The following is a 16,828-nucleotide window of genomic DNA, read 5'->3' on the forward strand; positions in this document are numbered from 1 at the left end:
GCATCATGAGCAGTGACCTCCTGGAAAAATTGTTGCTGATTCCAGAAACAGGCAATAACAGAGCCGATCTAAAACGCTCGATCAGCCGCAACATCAAGGTTCTGCTGGAGTCTCGAAGGTTCATTGGTCATGTCAAAGACGTCTACCCTGAGAGCGGTTCATCGCTTTATGAACATGGTCTGGCTGACTGGAGCATGAGCAGGAATATCTATCAGGGTAATCGTATCTGCAGAGACATTGTGGAACTACTGGAGAAATTTGAACCCAGGTTACACAGCGTTGTTGTTGAACGGGCTCAGGCACAACATCGGGATAATTGCCTATACTTCCGCATCGAAGGCTCTCTGGTGGGCGAAAACGATGAAGAGTCGACACCTGTCGTTTTTGATACCTCCATCAGCCTGACGTCATTCCATTTTGAAATAGAGGAAAGCAAGCTTGCCTGAAACTCTACTGCCCTGGTATGAGAGAGAGCTTGACTTCCTCCGCAACCGGGTTGAACACTTTGCCAGTGAACACCCTACTCTGGCCAAACGTCTTGGCGTGAGGCGTGACGGCATTGACGACCCCCATATGCTCAGACTGGTGGACGCCTTTGCCTTGTGCAATGCGCGGATGTCCAGACAACTGGCTGAAGAATCTACCCAGATTTCCAACAATCTGCTGCAAGTACTTTTTCCTCTTGCTCTGCAACCCTTGCCGTCGGCCAGCCTGATTCGCGTGCGACCTTCTCCGAATCAAGCTGAAGTGGCCACCGTTCCCTACGGAACACGGTTAAGAATGCATATTGACGAAGAACAGTACTGCCAGTTTCATACCACAGCCGAACTGCAGCTCTGTCCCTTCGATATTGTCGCCAGCGCCATCATCATGAGTCCATTTGATTTGCCCACCCGTAATATTCCAGAAGACAGCAATGGCGCCATCAAACTCGACCTGCAGTTGCTTGACCACTCACGGAGCTTTGACTCACTGGCAAGCTTTAACGACTTGCATATTCACTTACAGGGACTACTGAAAAATCACGGTGCGATTTACGACTACCTGTTCAAAGACACAATAAAAGTGATCTTGCTTGATGATGAGGGCAGAGAGTGTGAACTGTCACTGGATAATATTCAGCCGTTGGGATTCCGTCAGGAAGAGCGAATGCTGACACAGCAAAACTCCACGTTTCTTGATAACCAGGTAATTCTGGAAATGCTGGCCTGGCCCGAGCTTTTTTATGGTTTCAGAATCGAAGGGCTAAGTGAGTGCTTCAGTGAATTCAGTGGCAATAAACTCTCACTGTTGTTTTTTTTGAAAAATGTGAATGAATCAGCCGCCCATACCATGGAATTTGTTCAGCCCATGCTGGGCTGTGCACCTGTTATCAATCTGTTTGAACAACTTGGAGAGCCTGTCGTTATTGACCATTGCCAGCTGGATTACCCACTGATTCCAGACAGCCAGTCTCCGAATCAGATAGAAGTTCAAACCGTTGAACGTATTCTGGATATTACCGATGAAGAGCCCTTCATTATTCCCAGCCTGTTTGGTCTGAGACACAATGAGCCTAATCATCACTGCTTCTGGCAATATCATCCTGCCGACCATGAAGAAAATGACAGAAGTCGTATATCACTTGTTTATCCTGAGCTTGATCTTCAGAAAAACCAGACCCGGGTCATTTCACCCCTGCTGTCCTGTCACAATGGCAGTCAGGTTTTAAAACTGTCAAATGATCCCGAAATAGAGTGTCTGGATAACCTGAACCTGCCGGGGAAGATACAGCTTTTATCAAGACCAACTGCTCCTGCCTACAGAAGTTATAACATTAGAGATCGCCTGAACCTTCTGGCTCATCTCAGTAAAAATTTCAGCACAATACTTCTGCCGGAAGACACCAGTGCTTCTCTAAGGTCAGTGCTCGAACTCTATGATTTTCGTGCAAACCCCATCAGTTCAGCCTGGCTCAATGCTATCAAATCCATGTATTCAAAGCCAAAAGTTGCCTGTCTGCAAATTATGAATCACCAGTGCTATTCATGGGGTAACGAAGTCACTGTAACCCTTCATGAAGGCAAACTGGAAAACAGTTCCATCATGCTGCTTATTCACATGCTGGATTTTCTTGCTGGTCAACTGGCAGGCTTTCAAAGCTTTATTCAGCTGATCTTTCAACTGGAAGGTCGCCCTGGGGAGTATTACCGATGTTCACGCCGTCATGGCAATCAGACCAATCGTTGATTGACAGCCTGATCATTACACCCTGGCGCTGGCAGTTTGACCAGGCCTGTCGGGTTATAGGTCAAAGCCACCTACCGGTTCGCTTTACCAGCGACCCTTCCTACCAATTTCCTGTCAGTGAGATTACTGCCAGTAAACTCAGCCATGATGGCTGGCAGATAGCCTCCACAAAAACCGCCATGACGGGGTACTACAGCACTCTGCCTTATTACTATCAGGACGTAGAACAGCATCAGCGAGTTAATCTCGATAACAGTGGTCTGCACGACACTCTTGACCTAATGAATCAGCGAATTCTGGAACTGACCAGCCAGATGAGTCAACGAACCCGACTTGGCATTCGCTATGAAGAACGCTATCGCCGGGGGGACAGCCTGGCAGGTACTCTGCTGACACTGGCTGGTCTGCCTGAATTAAACCAGCTTCAGCAGTCTCCGCCTGAAAACATCCTTAAGTACGCGGCTATGTTAGGAAGAAAATCTACCTCCATGGAAAAGCTGGCCATAACATTAAGCGACTATTTTGGTGTTGATGTTCATCCAGTTTGCCCTGCAGTGGAACGAATGATGTTGGCTGAAGACTGTCCGACACGTCTTAGAAGCAAGAACAAAGGTAAAGGGCATAATATAGGCTACCTTGGAAATTCCGCTTTACTGGGCCAAAGCTGTTACCTTCCCTGTGCCCGTGCAAACCTGCAGATCGAGATACACAGCCTGCAGGACTTTGAAGATTTTTTCAGTGATCAGGGGCTGATACCTGCCATTAGGGAAGTCTGCAGTATTTACTTCTCCGGCAGCAGTTGGGTCTGCATAACATTAAAAATCCCTCGGCGTTTTCTGAAGCCTCCCGTACTGTCAGCAAAGTCTTCATCTCATACAGCCTGCCTCAATCGATTCAGTTGCCTTTGTCCTGAGCTCAGGCCTGACCAGAACCTGATTTTGAATATGCCGGAGGTCTCTAGCAATGCAGCAGCTTGATCTGAAAACACTGATCGATCGCCTGTCTCCAGAACTGCGTTCAGCGCTCGAATCTGCGGCAGCTCTATGTGTCAGCCGAAAACACAAAGCGATTGAAATTGACCACTGGTTGTTACAATTGTTCAGAGAACCCGGGCATGAGATGCAGCAACTGATCAACAGCCAGGGAGTCAATGCTCAAGCCATTATTTCCGATATTGAAAACCGTCTGCAGCGGCTGGGTAAAGGCTATGAGCAAACACCGTCGTTAGCGCCGGATACTGTCTCACTGGTTCAGGATACCTGGCTACTGACATCGGTGAATTTTCAAAAAGCCACCATGACGCCCTGCGACCTGATTCTGGCACTGCTGGAAAAGGACAGTTTTAACCTGCTCGACACCCCAACAGCGGTAGAACTTAAACAACTGTCTCGTGAGAAGCTGAAAGCTATTGCTGAAGGTCAGGAATCATCGGCTCACCCCCTGCCTCGCGGACAATCTACAGGAAAATCCGCACTCGACAAGTACAGCAATAATATGACCGAGCAGGCCAGAAACATGCCCTGCGATATTGTTGGCCGTGACAGTGAAATACGACAAATTATAGATATTTTATGCCGAAGAAGGCAGAACAACCCCATTCTGGTGGGTGATGCCGGAGTGGGTAAAACAGCTGTAGTAGAAGGGCTGGCTCAGAAAATCATTGACGGTAATGTTCCCGAAAATCTTAAAGGTGTTGAACTTCACAACCTTGACCTGGGACTACTGCAGGCAGGTGCCAGTATTAAAGGCGAATTTGAAAACCGCCTGAAAGATGTAATGAACGAGGTTAAGCAGTCACCTCATCCGATTATTCTGTTTATTGATGAAGCTCACACATTAGTAGGCACCGGCGGTGCCGCAGGCCAGAACGATGCTGCCAACTTGTTAAAACCCGCTCTGGCCAGAGGTGAACTGAAAACCCTCGCCGCAACTACATGGGCAGAATACAAAAAGTTCTTTGAGAAAGACGCAGCTCTTACTCGCCGTTTTCAACCCGTTAAAGTCGCTGAACCGGATGAAACAACGGCTGTTCAAATGACCCGTATGGTCGCCCGCTCGCTGGAGAGCCATCATGGGGTCAGAGTTCATGATAATGCGGTAATTAATGCCGTAAAACTCTCTATTCGCTACCTGCCTGAACGACAACTTCCAGATAAAGCAATCAGCTTGCTGGATACCGCCTGTTCACGGGTCAGTCTGTCTCACAACACGACACCCGCTGCACTGGAACAACTTCAGGAAAAAGACCGCTTTCTGACAGCAGAAATTACCGAGTTGCAGCGGGACCAGGCCATAGGCACTGAACTCAGTGAACAGATTGAAGAATTGCTTCATCAGCAGCAAAGCAATCTGAAAGAACTGGAAGAGCTTCAGCAGCATTGGCAAAAAGAGCAGGCTCTGGCGAAAAGAGTTTTCGAACTCGAACACGCCATTGATCAACAACTGTCCAAAACGGATGAAACCGTTTCACAGGAACTATCAGCTAAACAATCAGCGGAGCTCTCTGACTTACAACTACAACTGGCAGAGTTACAGGGTGAAAAGCCTTTAGTACTGGCCAGAGTTGATATTAATGCAGTTGCCGCGGTAGTCGCTGAATGGACCGGTATTCCTGCCGGAAAAATGCTCCGGGATGATATTCAGCGCCTGCTGAACCTTGAGGAAAGCCTCCAGCAGCGCGTTATTGGTCAGAACCAGGCCATATCAGAAATCTGCAAAAGTATTCGCATTGGTCGTGCGGGATTGTCAGACCCCAGAAGACCTACCGGAGTTTTCCTGATGTGCGGCCCTTCCGGTGTCGGTAAAACAGAAACAGGGTTAGCCATTGCCGATCAACTTTATGGCGGCGAGCACAACCTTACTGTTATTAATATGACCGAGTTTAAGGAAGAGCATAAGGTATCTATGCTACTGGGAGCACCTGCAGGCTATGTGGGTTACGGCGAAGGCGGGGTATTGACCGAAGCGGTTCGGAGAAGCCCCTATTCCGTCCTACTGCTGGACGAAATGGAAAAGGCGCACCCTGGCGTCCACGATATTTTCTATCAGATATTTGATAAAGGTCGTATATCAGACAGTGAAGGCCGGGAAGTCGACTTTCGACAGACTATTATCATCATGACCACCAATGCAGCCGACAACACTATCTGTGAACAAGTAGAGCAATCTCTGGATGTGTCAGGCGAAATACCTGAAATGAAAGCAATTATGCCTTCCGTTAATGACGCCCTGCTTCACTATTTTAAACCGGCATTTATTGGTCGTTTGTCTGTAGTGCCTTACCTTCCTCTGGCTGACGACGACATGGAAAAAATCTGTCGGCTGTCCATGAATCGAATCAGAAAGAACCTTAAAGAACGCTATGCTGCCAGCTTCACTGTTGATGATGACGTGGTAAAACAACTGGTTGCCTGGAATCAGTCACCTCAGACAGGTGCCAGGGCAATAGAACAGCTAATCAATCGAAACCTGATGCCTCAGCTGGCTGCTGAATGCCTTGCTCTAATGGCTCGAGATGAAAAAGTACAATCCGTTCACGTATCTCTGGAGAATGAAAAAATTGTCTATCATTTGAACCAGCCAGAGTCCTGAATCTCTTCAACCCGGCAGCAGGCCTGATCCGTCACAGAAGAAGCAGTAAATGGATACCATTGACCCCAGAGAGCGTCCACTGATTGCCAAGCCAGAGGGCAGCGATGAGTTGATAGCCACAGAGCTGCACAGTCGTGAGTCTTTGGGAGCACCGTTCGAGCACAGAGCGATTGTGCTAGGCAGAAACCTTGATCACAGTGCGTTTCTGGGAAAAGGGATCAGCTTCTGTTATCAGCCAACCCAGGCTTCCAGCCGGGTCAGGGAACGTTTTTTTCATGGCTTCTGTATTCAACTGCGAGAACTGGGACAGCAACAGTATTATGACTATGATATGTATGAAGTCATCAGTCAGCCTTGGACCTGGTTTCTCGATCAGCGCATCAACTGCCGTATCTTTCAACAGCAAACCACCAGCGACATTGTTCGTGCCATATGTAAGGAGCACAGTTTTCACAGCCAGCTTGATATTAAAGCGTCAGGGGGCAGCAAGCGGGAATACTCCGTTCAGTTTAACGAAAGTGACTGGCACTACCTCTGTCGTTTGATAGCGGAAGAGGGTTGGTTCTGGTTCTTTCAACAGGACAGTGACCAGCACACACTGGTGATCGCCGACAACAATAGAGCTTTTCAGGATTCAGGTGAAACCGACGTCGAGTTTGTCACCGACAGTAATAAGCTGGACAGAGCGCTGACTGAGTGGATTCACGACTATCAGATACCACCAGCCTCGGTCTCCATGGTTGACTATAACTACGAACTGGCCAAATCCGTTCAGGCAGACAAGGCCAAAAGCACTAGCAGCCTTAATCGCCAGAAAAGCCTCAGTCATTACTACTACCCCGGAAAATTTGCTGATCAGAATGCCGGTAAAACCCGAACCAGCAGCCGTATGTCCTGTCTTGATACCCGTTTCAGCCAGGTCTCCGGTCAGGGAGCATTAGCCCGGTTTTCAGCAGGCAGTTGTTTCAAACTGGATCATCATCCTAACCGGTCAGAGCAGCAGAAATATTTTTTGAAAGAAGTTCAGCACACATTGCTGACCGGTGAGGATGGGCGTTCACTTGAATACCAGAACCAGTTTATCTGTCTACCTGACTCTGTTAACTGGCAATCTGATACGCCCATGGCTAAACCTTCCATCCTTGGACTGCAAAGTGCCACGGTTACCGGACCTGATAACGAAGAGCTGTATACCGATGAATTTCACCGCATCAAGTTGCAATTCCATTGGGATCAGGAGGGTGAAAGTAATGAAGACAGTTCTTGCTGGGTGCGTGTCGCACAACCGGTCACCGGTAACAGTTTTGGCTGTCAGTTTACGCCCCGTATTGGCGATGAAGTGCTGGTCAGTTTTCTCGATGGCGACCCTGACAGACCTCTGGTCGTAGGCTCTGTCTACAATGGCTCTCAGGCACAACCCTACGAAGTACCAACACAACAGGGGCTTAAACTGCAATCAACACCTCAGGCCGGCAGTGACAACTTTTCCGAGCTGCGCTTTCACTGCAAAAAGGATGAAGAACTGCTTTATCTGCAGGCGGAAAAAGACCTTCAGGCACTGATTAAAAATGACCGGCTGGAAACAGTTCAGGGTAAAGCAGAGCTGACCATCGAAAAGACATCCGAACGAACCGTTAAGGAAGATGACAGCCATAAAATAGAAGGTGCGCAGACGACAGAGGTCAGCAAGGATGTGCAATTGAAAACCGATGGTAACCATCAACTGGAAATAGCTGGCGATTCCAGTCAGAAAACCGATGGCAATTACGAGCTTAAAGTTCAGGGAAAAACGTCTGCCGAAAGTACCGGCGATCTGGCACTGAAAAGCCAGGGAAATATAAAAGCCGAAGCAGCCAATTCAATGTCCCTTGATGCCACCAGCATTAAAGGTTCGGGCAAAAGCTCGGTAGAACTGTCGGTAGGTGCCAGTAAGATATCACTGTCTGCGAGCTCCATTGAGATGAGTTGTGCCACCAGCAGCATTAAGCTGTCTGCATCCGGTGTTGAGATTTCCGGCATGCAGGTGAAGGTGGACGGTAAAATAACTGCAGAAGTTAAAGGTGGCGTTTCAGCCGCCTTGGAAGGCAGTGTCAAAACCGATGTTAAAGGCACAATGGTCACTATTAACGGAAACGCCATGACATCAGTAAAAGCAGGTGCCATGGTCGAAATTCAGGGCGCTATTGCCAAAATAAATTAAGTGTGCAGACGCACGTAATCGAATATTAAATGGCTATATCCCCGCCGGTGCCGGGGGTATAGCTTATGAATTCATATGTTCGGGTACTTAGTAGCGATCTAGCAGAACCTCTCTGGAATAGAAGTCAGCTGACATGAAAGTCCTGAAACAAAATTTAAAAAAAATCCCCTACCCAAAAGCGATTCAAATACTGGATCGTTATCAGCTGTCTCCCGATTTCAAAAAACAGATTCTGCCTGATACCACCCCCATTGAATTGATCAAACAAAGTTATAGAAAGAAACAGTGGCAGGAACTCATTACTTTTCTTTGTCATGCACTGACAGCTTCAGAAGCCATATGTTGGGGTTACAAATGCCTGGTCAACTCCGGACTGGTTTTTAATAATGAAGAAGAAAAAGCTCTGGCAAGAGTGAAACTCTGGTTGGATCAACCTTCTGAAACGCACCGCCGCTTAGCTGAAGTAGCTGCCAGCCAGACTGGACTGGAGTCGCCCTGCGGGCTTTTAGCTCAAGCGGTATTCTGGAGCGGAGGCAATATCACGCCTGTTAACGGACCTGACTGCCCTGCCCCGGCTTATTTGCATGGTCATGCAGTTGCCGGTGCAATTTACATGACCTGCCTGCTCGCAAATTCTGATCAACCCGAACCTCAGTTGAAACAGGCAATAAGGTTGGGTCTATCAATCGCCTATGGTCACCGGACTTATTAGCCTTTTATTTTTTGACCCAGTAACCAGCCACTCAGCAAACACGCTCCAGCAATCAGTCCAATGAAACCACTGGCCAGCGTTGGCAATATTGTCTGAATCAGCGGATTTGTTGTCATTTGCTGCAGATAACTTTCGATGCCTGGAATCCCGTGCATCAGGATACCCCCACCGACCAGAAACATAGCGATGGTGCCAACCACAGAAAGAGTTTTCATCAGAAAAGGCGCAAACAGTAAAAGACCACGGCCTAAAGATTGAGTAACAGTGCCACCACTCTTATTCAACAGATAGAGACCAGCATCATCCAATTTAACGATAGCGGCAACCAAACCATAAACGCCGACAGTGAATAACACAGCAAGACCTGACAGCACAGAAATACGGGTCAGCAGCTCCGACTCCTGAACACTGCCCAACACAATTACAATAATCTCGGCAGAAAGAATGAAGTCGGTTCTAATTGCACCCCTTATTTTTTTTTGCTCAAGCATTTCAGTCGTTTCTGACGACAGCCCGGGAGTATTACTGGCAGCACCAGAAGCATCATCAGAGTGCAGGAATTTATGACTTATTTTCTCAAAGCCTTCAAAGCAGAGGTAGGCTCCACCCAGCATTAACAGAACATTAATAGCCCAGGGCAAAAAAGCACTGATCAGCAATGCTGCCGGTACCAGTATTAGTTTGTTAAGAGAAGAGCCTTTAGCAACCGCCCATACGACAGGCAGTTCCCGATCGGCTTTGACTCCTGATACCTGCTCAGCATTCAAGGCAAGATCATCACCCAGCACACCTGCGGTTTTCTTTGCGGCCACTTTTGACATCACGGCGACGTCGTCAAGCATAGTGGCTATATCATCAATCAATGCCAGCAGGTTTGCGCTTGCCATATATAATCTTCCTGATTTTTTGAGGTCATAATAAGAACAGAGGCAAGTGAACTTAATCAGCTCTACCCATGTCACGAACAGGGTAGAGCAGTCTAACATTCGATAACCTGTGTCTACACACTTATGCTGTGTGAACCATAATCAGAAAATATGTTCTGACAGTTGCACCCTGTTATACAACACTGGGTTAAACGGATTTATTCTGCGATCCAGCGTTGCTTCCAGTTTAACCTGATAGCCCTTTAGCTTGTACTGAATGACAAGCCGGTCATCGTTCCGCCACTGCTGGCTGGCAAAAACAAAATGAAACCATGCCCAGGGGCCCAGAAAGGATTGCTGAGCCAGCACCAGCCTGTCCCGATTCAGTGTCACTAGCATATTTTCGGTACTGCTGCCTGGCCAATGCCTGTCCTGCCATAGATGAGGCCCATGCTGATATATAAATTTACCCAAGCTGTCTCTAATCGATAGCTCGGAGGCTGCCGGAGATAATTCAACACACTGAATTCTAAACGTTACCTTCATCTGTCCATCAGGACTGAATAAAGCCGCTCTCATTTTTTGCACATATTCCAGTTGCTTCAAAAAACCTGAGCTGAGTGGCAAGTGATGTCCATTAACGGAGTTGGGAATCCAGCCATCAAAATTAAGGAAGTTCGCGAGAATCGTATTAATAAAGCGATCCAGAATTCCGTCGGGCTTGAAGAAATCCACAAAATCTTCAGGCCGGACATCTTTCCGTGCCGTTGGTTCTATAGGGAAATGTCGATCCAGATACTGTCGCCAATAAGGATAGATGCGCTGACTCCACTGATACTGGACATAATCAGTCGCCCCCTTGATGTAGGTTGCCATGACCTGGTTGGCCAGTTGTTCCAGCCAGAATTTAAGCGGTCCTTCCTCTGTACTGGCCAAATAGAAAAGATCATCAAGGCTGTTTTTCTGGTGGCCCATAATTTTATTGGCTTGAGTAAAAAAACCCAGCCCATTGTCTGATTGATTAATCGCCAGCTGTAAATCGCTGAGTACAGCAGCCAACGCCTGATTCACAGCCGTCTGTTTTTCTGGAGAGAGTATTCCAAGTTCATCAAAGGCCTGATTGACCGTGATAGGGTGGCTGCTCTGCTGCCTGTTTACTACTACTTTACCGGATGGCGATGATGCATTTTTCTTTGAGTCTTTTTTATCAGTCTCAGGTGCCAGTCGGGTTTCATACTCAATCGTAGCCAACAGGCTATGCAGTGCAGCCCTCTCTCCTTGAAATAGTGAGGCTATTGTCTTAACCAGATCATCGGGACGATTGATTTTCTTGAGGTTGATACGCCCGATCAAAGCTTGCCACTGTCTTATGTAGTTCTGAAAATAAACCTTACGAACTTTTCGGCTGACCAGTTCCAGCTCTTTGCTGGAAACCTCGGGATAGCCCTTCCGTATCAGGTTAAGATCAATGACCTCACGTCGGACCAGTCCTGATGTTGGCCCAAGATCCATCTGCTCATAAGTTGCCCGAGTATAGAGGGCAGGAAAACCTTTTGAAGCATCTGCCACCTGAAACGCATTGAGTACGCTCTCCCCCAGAAGAAGGTCGTAGCTCAGGGTACCGGAGAAGTCATCCTGTACCTGAATCTGGTCCATCACCAACTGCTCTTCACTCTGCCTGGACAGGCTTACTCTTGCCTTATCAATCAGTCCCTTATCGGGATAAATACTGGTAAACGGCAATGACCACAAATCTTCAAGCAGCAACTCCAGCCCCTGCTGACTGGACAAAGACAGTTCCATATCAACGGCCATCGCCAGAATATGTTTTTGCAACAGTTCCGGCTCCAACAGCTCTGCCTGAAACAGCATCAGATAGAACTGCAGATCATCTACTAAGGATACCGACTGTACCGCTTCCGAATTTTTCAGTCTGCCTGCAAGTGTTCTGGCGATAGGTTTCAGCAGCCACTGCTGTAATTGCTGCTGATAGGCCCGATTAACCTTTCTGGACATGGCCGAATCAAACAGTCCCATGTGATAAAACCAGTGAGAGGTATCATGGTACTCTTCATTCAGCTTTTTGAACGACAAAAGTGGCTCAATAACCTGAGCAACCGCTGGCTGCTTTTTAAGGCCTGACATGGTGTACTGATATTCAGGAATTACTTGCTTTAACTGATCAAGCAGCTGGCTGTTGTATTTTATATGCCAGGCAAAGATCGAAACCCCTGCCAGGAAAAAGCCCGCAAGCAGTATTGAACTCAGGGACATCAAAGTCAGTCGTATTTTTCTGGCACTGACAGACTCACCTACCCGCCCCAGTTCATCGAATACAACCCTTGGTAGAAAATGGCGGTTAAAATAGCTGTGATTTTCCGCTACCTGTACCTGCTCGGACTTGACCATAAAGCCATGTTTCAGAGCAATCTCGGAGGCCAGCAGGTTACTGGCATTTCCCTGCTGGCCACAGGAATTAAACCAGACTCCTTTAAAATCAAGGTGCACCTGATTCTGGCGGGCAACAAAAACCTCATCGCAGAAAAAAGTCAGTCGTTCACCCAGAAGGCAAAACTGCAGGACATAACGCATCTGGACTAACCGTGAATTGACGTTTTTTTCCTGATAACTGGCGGTAAAAATCAGGGAAAAGAGTGACTGGTGAAAATCTCTGAAAGCATCGCTAAAACTGCTTCGGCTGTAACCATCAAGAAGACAAAAACCTAAGGGTTCTGATTGCTCTTGATGGCTAAGGGTTCGGAAAAAATCAGTAAAACCACTCAACCGGTCCGACTGGGTTAACAACAACCAGACGGGGAGCTGCATGGCAAAACTCTGATCAAGCTGATAAAGCCGCCAACGCATCTGCCTGGCCAGTTCCAGAAGGCTGGTCGGGTGCTTAACGACCAGCTGATCTAATGACAGACTGGCCAACAAACCTGTCAGGGGTTGTCTCGGGCGCTTTCTTTTCAGTAGTTTCATAAGCTGCAGCCAGATCTGCTCTTCCATCTGACTGCGCTCTTTATGGTAATAATCTCCGGCCAGCTCGATAATGACCGAACTTTCTCCGAGCCAGAACATGACACCCGAAAGATCGCTGCGCGTACCCGCTATTTTTTCAAAACCTGAGTCAATTAACCAGGATGTCTTACCGGCACCTTCTGTCCCCAGAATCATTAGCCATGGCAGATGATAGGGGTTCGCACCATGAAGCTCTTTCAACTTTTTCCATAGTTCACGCCAGTTCTGATTCAATTGAGCAATAGCCTGGCGGGTTTCTTTAACGCCTTCTTCTTTACCACTGCCCTTATTTTCCTGTTTGCCTGAAGTTTTTAATCGCCCCATTAATGGTTTGAAAAGAACCAGTACAAGCCCCGCCATCAGAGCCAGCATTAACCACTTTTGTTGAATTCCAATCAGAAATCCATACAGCTGCCTGCCTGCTGAAGGAAAAAAAAGAATGGCTAGCAACGCCGCCAAAACCAGCAGAGGCAAGACAATTAAAATCAGTTTCTTCATAGCACAGCTAATCTGATGTTGTACGGATATTTTGGTTGGCTGAATTCAGCACCTTTTCCAGAACATCCACAGAGAGAGTATTGGTGTGGCTAATCCAGAAATGGCATCCAACAGCCAGAACCAGAAGGGTTACAACAAGTCCACTGACCCATCGGTGCAGCTTCAACTGACTTAATGGTTGCCACTGATGAGTGGCAGTAGAAAGGTTATTGGTATTTCTTCTTTGACGGTGCTCAATTATTTCCTGATATAACTGATCAGTGAGATCCACCAATGGCCTGCTGCTACCGTTCAGATATTGCCCATGAAACCCCATTCTCAACAGAAGATAAGCCAGCTCCAGAAAGTCGATCATGCCTGCAGTATTCTGGCGAGCCTGATTGATCAGTAAAAAAAACACTTCACCGGCGTTTCTCTGCTGAAACATACCAGCAACCAGGCTGTGATTTTCCCAGCACAGGTTTTGTCCCCACCAACTCCGCATGGCCTCTTCATCCAGAGCCGCACAGAGTAAATAACAGGCTTTTTCCATCACCCGGGTAGAGTAGTCCGCCTTCAGTCCACGGCCGTGAAACTCGGTGATACGTTTTTTCAGGTAACTGTAGAGCTCAGGTGCATTGGGAGTAGACTCGGCCATATCCATTGTCGTTAATATCGCCAGAACTTCTGCGGCAAGATTTATCAGCATGTTTTCAGAACCTGAAAACGACTGCAGCTGGGTAGTTACGTCATGACAGGTAATGTCATTAACCGTATTACCGCTCTCTTCGAGAACCATGATGACCTCGTTTATCGGATAACATAACAGTCAATCTGGACATCTTCTGGCATCTGTTCATCAATATGCAGAGCCAGCATGTCACCGGTTCGAATCATTTCCTGCCAGAGCTCGTCCTTATTATCCACTTCAAAGTAACAGCTGTTTCCTTTGGCTTTCAGCTCTAGAGGTGAAGTTGCCAGCAGTCTTAGCTTCACTCCAGAAAGAGCATTGCGAACCCGTTCTGCTATTCGGTTGTGGCCACAAAGTTTCCCTGATAGCGGAAATACCTCTGCGGTTCGGTCCCTACCCAGACTGGACGACACTGACAGGACAAAACGACTATCACTGAACAGTGTTCGATCTTCAATACGAGCCCTGAGCAGTCGCCTTCGCTCAAAGAGGCGCTTATCCCAAACCAGGGTAAAGACTTTTTCGCGACTGGCGTGGCGCAAACATTGCATCAGGCTGGCAATAACGGGGGCAAAAGAGCTGTAAATCGAATTTTGTTCAAAGGCTGCAAATACCGGAGCACGGGAGCGAGTGAATGTTGCCAGCTCAGCGGCCATTACCACCAGAAACTGATAAAGCCCTTCGGCAGACAAGTTGCGCTGTTCATTAATCAGTTTCAGCTGAGCACCATATCGGTTCAGAGCCTGCAACCACATATAAGTAATCTGCATGACCTGAAAACTTTTTTGTCCGACATCAACACCCACCTGAGAAGCCAGCATTTCCGCACGCTGCCCTACCAGCGATTGTAAACTTTGAACCTGTTCTTCAAGATAATGGGAAACTTTGTAGTCACTGCAGAGCGGTATAAACGATCGATCCAGCAACAATTCACCATCGGTACGAATTTCATGTATTCGGGCTAACCGGAGAAAAGTGAAATTATCAAGCGATTCTCCATCGTACATCAGGCTGAAGTTCAATCTGGATAGCTGTAAATCAACCGGGTCATTACCTTCATCATTACTGTCAAAGGTCTGCCTTCTGAAACTGGCATAGCGCACGGATCTGGCCACATTCTCCCTGGGAGCCGTATCAATAGCACCCGCTCTGGAAAGAGGCAGTACTAGATAGATACTGGCACCCGCTTCAACACCTTCGATATTACGACATAGATCCTGATCCAGTATGAACGGTGTACCATCCGGAAAAATCCCACAGGCTTCCCGGAGATATATCTTTCCCGACTTCAGCTGATCCTGATCAACTATAAGCCGTTGAAACCCTATTCCGTCCGGATGGGCCAGCGCCACTCTCCGGCGACAGTAAAGTTCAAAAAAACGCTCCTGCTGCTGGAAGTGTTGAGGGCTTAGAAACATGCCTTCAGACCAGACCACCCTGTCATGGTTATTGTTCACAGCATAGCCCGCTTGTCAGAGGTTCAGGGAGAAACGTCAACCCTGCGGCATCAGGCTGCAGTCTGATTCTGTTATCTTCAACAACAAGTCTCAGATGATTACTCTTACCACTGACAATGGTCGTACTGGCTTTGGAGGTTGCCGACAGGTACTGAGCAAATTCTCCCACTATAGCGACGCTGGTCGTCTCAGGATTAAGGTTAAAAGTCACTGTTTTAGTCATGCCCGGCCAGGCTGTCGGCAGGTAGTGTTTGCTGACCAGAGTTGACTGAAGAACAGCAGTATCATTACTGAACAGATCCAGAAAATCCGCCTTATTGAATAACTCGGTTGAGTTCAGTTCATAGAGTCTCAACTGCAAGGGTGAAGCCTGCCCGGCAGTGTCCGAATTAATAATCTGAGTCGCCTGAATGGTCAGCTGTAGTAGTGTATCCGGCTTTTTCTTCGGACCACTGCTGCACCCCGATACGAGCAACAGAACAGAACAAAGACAGCAGATTTTTTGCCACTGATTCATTCACAGGACTCCTTATAACAAGTTCGCAGATATCTAAGGTATTGCTGTTTAAACGCATTGCTGTTGATCAGTTGATCAAAGGTTTGCTGGCAGTTCTCCAGCCATTGTTTGTCATTTTTTTGAAACAGTTTTCGCGCAGGCTGCTCCGTCATCTTTGCAATAGCTTCAGGAGATACTGACTTCAAGGTCATCAGCAAGCTATTGATCAGGGCCTGCTGAAAATGGCTGTTGTCGAGACTTTCAGAAACAAGGCAAATTTTATGTTCGGGGTTTACGGGTTGCGTGCTCAACGGATGCCCGCTGAGAAAGTCATCCCTGAAGTTTAATTGCTGATCACCCGTCCATAATGGCTGTTCATGCAATGGCGCATCATCATTAAAATCAGCCAGCACATTAATAAGTGACTTTTGTCGCTCATTCTCCATACCATTCTGGACAACGATATTAGATTGGCCTGAAGTCTTTATCGAAACCTCAACAGAGGCCTCTGAAGCAGTGCCTGCTTCCTTTTCCAGTTCTTCAAAAGGATCATTTACGTCGTCACTTGAAGATAGTGCTTCTGGTTCGAGGACACTAAAGACACTGTTTTCTGGCGAGACATTTTCTTTAAGAACCGGCGCATCCGAGACGGTTTCTTTCCATGGCGAGAAATCACTGAACATCAGCGTGTAACCCTGACATTCGATGAGGTCACCATCATTCAGAGCTTTAGCTCTGTTCACCTCAAGGAGTTCTTTCTGTTCATTGATCCTGAAGTGACCTGTCAGAAAAGACTCGAGAAACCACTGGCCAGTTTCATGGAACACCCGCCCATATCGAGAGCTGTTTTTTTTCAGGCTGGTCGACTGTATCGGCAACTCCATATAACAGTCGTCACTATCAGCCGCTGCAGCCACCAGCATCAGACTTTGCTGCTCAGTGACTTCCATCGTCAGGCAAGCCAGCTGAACATCGGGAGGCGTTGTAATAACCAGTAGCTGCATGATGATTGGCGAGGTAAACCTGAGTAGAACAGATTGTAGCTTTATTTTCCTGACTCGCAGGCAAATCTTAAAAACACTGGGGAT

The 16,828-nt window shown here is 47.5% G+C and carries 12 protein-coding genes; 6 read left to right on the forward strand and 6 right to left on the reverse strand.

Translation table 11 applies throughout. The features are described 5' to 3' along the window. Positions 1 to 5 precede the first annotated feature (5 nt). The 6 genes from tssE to EOPP23_RS12135 all read left to right on the forward strand — a co-directional run bounded on the left by tssE (position 6) and on the right by EOPP23_RS12135 (position 8,732). Entirely contained in the window at positions 6 to 446 is a 441-nt protein-coding gene (gene tssE / locus EOPP23_RS12110) for a type VI secretion system baseplate subunit TssE (RefSeq protein ID WP_153766255.1), read from the forward strand. After that, complete coding sequence (gene tssF / locus EOPP23_RS12115; RefSeq protein WP_153766256.1) at positions 439 to 2,229, forward strand: type VI secretion system baseplate subunit TssF; 1,791 nt, start codon at positions 439 to 441, stop codon at positions 2,227 to 2,229. The genes tssE and tssF overlap by 8 nt, the downstream gene beginning before the upstream one ends. Next, positions 2,193 to 3,206, forward strand: coding sequence for a type VI secretion system baseplate subunit TssG (locus EOPP23_RS12120; RefSeq protein ID WP_153766257.1), 1,014 nt, complete (start codon positions 2,193 to 2,195; stop codon positions 3,204 to 3,206). Before tssF ends, EOPP23_RS12120 begins: the two co-directional genes overlap by 37 nt. Further along, positions 3,193 to 5,820 carry a type VI secretion system ATPase TssH gene (gene tssH / locus EOPP23_RS12125; protein WP_153766258.1) on the forward strand — a complete coding sequence of 876 codons (2,628 nt, stop codon included), beginning with the start codon at positions 3,193 to 3,195 and terminating at the stop codon, positions 5,818 to 5,820. The genes EOPP23_RS12120 and tssH overlap by 14 nt, the downstream gene beginning before the upstream one ends. A gap of 49 nt (positions 5,821 to 5,869) precedes the next feature. Then, positions 5,870 to 8,020 (forward strand): type VI secretion system Vgr family protein, encoded by a 2,151-nt coding sequence (locus EOPP23_RS12130; RefSeq protein WP_153766259.1) that lies wholly within the window; start codon positions 5,870 to 5,872, stop codon positions 8,018 to 8,020. Positions 8,021 to 8,153: 133 nt separating this feature from the next. Next, entirely contained in the window at positions 8,154 to 8,732 is a 579-nt protein-coding gene (locus EOPP23_RS12135; protein WP_153766260.1) for a hypothetical protein, read from the forward strand. On the opposite strand, the gene EOPP23_RS12140 is transcribed toward EOPP23_RS12135, so the two are convergent. The 6 genes from EOPP23_RS12140 to EOPP23_RS12165 form a co-directional block, all read right to left on the reverse strand. Further along, on the reverse strand, positions 8,729 to 9,619 hold the full coding sequence (locus tag EOPP23_RS12140; RefSeq protein WP_153766261.1) for a DUF808 domain-containing protein: 891 nt from the start codon (positions 9,617 to 9,619) through the stop codon (positions 8,729 to 8,731). The genes EOPP23_RS12135 and EOPP23_RS12140 overlap by 4 nt on opposite strands. Before the next feature lie 141 nt (positions 9,620 to 9,760). Next, positions 9,761 to 13,117: a type VI secretion system membrane subunit TssM gene (tssM, locus tag EOPP23_RS12145; RefSeq protein ID WP_153766262.1), complete on the reverse strand. Its 3,357-nt coding sequence runs from the start codon at positions 13,115 to 13,117 to the stop codon at positions 9,761 to 9,763. Positions 13,118 to 13,124: 7 nt separating this feature from the next. Next, on the reverse strand, positions 13,125 to 13,895 hold the full coding sequence (gene icmH / locus EOPP23_RS12150) for a type IVB secretion system protein IcmH/DotU (protein ID WP_153766263.1): 771 nt from the start codon (positions 13,893 to 13,895) through the stop codon (positions 13,125 to 13,127). Between the two features lie 11 nt (positions 13,896 to 13,906). After that, positions 13,907 to 15,244: a type VI secretion system baseplate subunit TssK gene (gene tssK, locus EOPP23_RS12155; RefSeq protein ID WP_153766264.1), complete on the reverse strand. Its 1,338-nt coding sequence runs from the start codon at positions 15,242 to 15,244 to the stop codon at positions 13,907 to 13,909. Continuing rightward, positions 15,234 to 15,761, reverse strand: a complete 528-nt coding sequence (gene tssJ, locus EOPP23_RS12160; protein WP_153766265.1) for a type VI secretion system lipoprotein TssJ — start codon at positions 15,759 to 15,761, stop codon at positions 15,234 to 15,236. Before tssJ ends, tssK begins: the two co-directional genes overlap by 11 nt. Beyond that, entirely contained in the window at positions 15,758 to 16,744 is a 987-nt protein-coding gene (locus EOPP23_RS12165) for a hypothetical protein (protein WP_153766266.1), read from the reverse strand. The genes tssJ and EOPP23_RS12165 overlap by 4 nt, the downstream gene beginning before the upstream one ends. Positions 16,745 to 16,828 lie beyond the last annotated feature (84 nt).

The sequence above is a fragment of the Endozoicomonas sp. OPT23 genome (genome assembly GCF_009653635.1).
GTDB lineage: Bacteria > Pseudomonadota > Gammaproteobacteria > Pseudomonadales > Endozoicomonadaceae > Endozoicomonas_A.